Here is a 1763-nt window from a genome sequence, read left to right as displayed (position 1 = left end):
GGTGCGGGGGTGGCCGGGCTCTGTGCCGGGGGAGGTGCGGGATGCCTGGGCTCCGTGCGGGAAAGCTGGCATCCCAGGCGTACGCCTCGCCCTGGGGGCGCCGCAGCCCCGTGTCCGGCGTCAGCCGGGGCCCGGTGTGTTGGCCCGTAGCAGTGCCGCTCCCAGAGGGGTGAGCGTGTGCAGGACCGACATCGCCTGGCGGTGGGTCGTGAGGAGGCCGGCGCTGCGCAGAGCCGTGGCGTGCTGGCTGGCCGAGGAGGCCGAGACCCCTGCGGCGCGGGCGAGTTCACCGGTGGTCGCGCCCGTGGCGACGGCGCGCAGGACACGGGAGCGGGTGCGGCCCAGGAGATCCGCGAGGGGTGCGCCGGAGCACAGGTCTCCGGGGAGGGCGGCGGGGTGGGGCTCCTGGTGGAGGGGGTAGATCAGGACCGGGTCGAGTGTGGCGCTGCGGAAGGTCACCGGGGTCCCCCAGCAGAAGTGGGACGGGACCAGCAGGAGCCCCCGGCCGCCGAGCCGCAGGTCACGGTCCTCGGGGTAGCGCGCGCACAGGACCGGTCGGCGCCAGCGCAGCGCCGGTCCCAGGTTGCCGAGGATGCCTTCGGCACCCGTGCTGAGGACGGAACGCGCGTGGGCCGCGCGTTCGGCGTCGATGCGTGCCTGGATGCGGTCCCTGTAGGGGGCGATCACGAGGTCGTGGTAGGCGCGCAGCGCGCGCACCAGCTCCTCGCGGAGGTCCGGGTCGGCCAGGCGCGCGGCCCAGGAGGGAGCCCCGCTGGCGCGGTGGAGGAGACCCACCTCGTGCAGGACCCGGCGCCGGGGAGTGCTCAGGACGGCTTCGAGTCCGGCCTCCAGCCCTTCGGCGGCCTCGGCGGGCGTGAGGAAGTCGGGGAAGTAGGCGGCGCGCGGGACCAGGGGTAACAGGAGTGTTCTGACGGTGCGGGCGAACCCCGTGGCGTGGAGCCGGGTGCGGGTGGTGCGGAACCAGTCGGCGTGCGCCCAGCGTCCTTGGCGGCTCTGGAGACGGTGCAGGCTCATGCAGGTCTCCCACAGCGGATCAGGTGCGGCGGCGACGCGGGTGCGGGTCAGGTCGAGGTCCGTGAAGTGAATGCGGAGCATTCCGTTCCCCCCTTGCGGCCTGGGCTTTTCAGTCGGAGTCACAAGCCCTCGCCGACCATGCTCCCGTCACGGGACCCTCGGATTCAACGCCACGACGAAGGGAACAAATGTGTCTCTGCGAACCACCGTCACCACCCTCGCGGCCACTTTCCTGATGGGTGCCGCACTCGCGGTCTCCCCGCCCGCGCAGGCTCAGGAGTCCACGGCGTCCACCTCGGCGCGTCCCCTCGCGGTGTCCCTGGAATCCGGCCAGGCAGTCGGTTTCGGCGCGGCCTCCGACGCGGTCCGCCTCCGCGCCTACTCGGACTGCCCGAGCGGCTGGATCTGTTTCTGGAGCGGGTCGGGCGGCACCGGCTCGAGGTGCCAGTGGAACAGCTCCCTCAACCCGCGGGCACGCGAGGAGTGTTCGTGGATGAACAACGGCACGGTCACGAAGTCCGTCTACAACCGCACGAGTTACCGCTTCCACTACTACAAGGCCTTCTCCTACCGCGACCGCATCGGAAGCACCCTCTCCGGCGGCCAGGGGAACCTCGCCGGCACGTACACGATCGGCTCCCTGTGCCGGCACAACGCGAGCGGGTGCCCCAACTAGGCCGACCCTCGTCTCCGGCCGCTCGGGCAGGGTGACGGGGAGCGTACTCGGG

At 72.3% G+C, this 1763-nt stretch carries 2 protein-coding genes; one reads left to right on the top strand and one right to left on the bottom strand.

Features of this window, described 5'->3' with window-relative positions:
• Nucleotides 1-120: 120 nt before the first annotated feature.
• A complete protein-coding gene (locus AOK24_RS44075; RefSeq protein ID WP_055725427.1) occupies nt 121-1116 on the bottom strand; it encodes a helix-turn-helix domain-containing protein in 996 nt (331 codons plus the stop codon).
• A 109-nt stretch (nt 1117-1225) separates the two neighbouring features.
• Between AOK24_RS44075 and AOK24_RS47135 the strand changes: the two genes are divergently transcribed.
• Nucleotides 1226-1711: a peptidase inhibitor family I36 protein gene (locus AOK24_RS47135; protein ID WP_055725426.1), complete on the top strand. Its 486-nt coding sequence runs from the start codon at nt 1226-1228 to the stop codon at nt 1709-1711.
• Nucleotides 1712-1763 lie beyond the last annotated feature (52 nt).

The organism is Streptomyces niveiscabiei (genome assembly GCF_001419795.1).
Taxonomy (GTDB): Bacteria; Actinomycetota; Actinomycetes; order Streptomycetales; family Streptomycetaceae; genus Streptomyces; species Streptomyces niveiscabiei.
This window is presented reverse-complemented; position numbering and strand designations above follow the sequence as displayed.

What these genes read in the sequence shown, in the direction of transcription:
- AOK24_RS44075 (WP_055725427.1), bottom strand. Translation starts at nt 1,116, where the DNA reads ATGCTCCGCATTCACTTCACGGACCTCGACCTGACCCGCACCCGCGTC.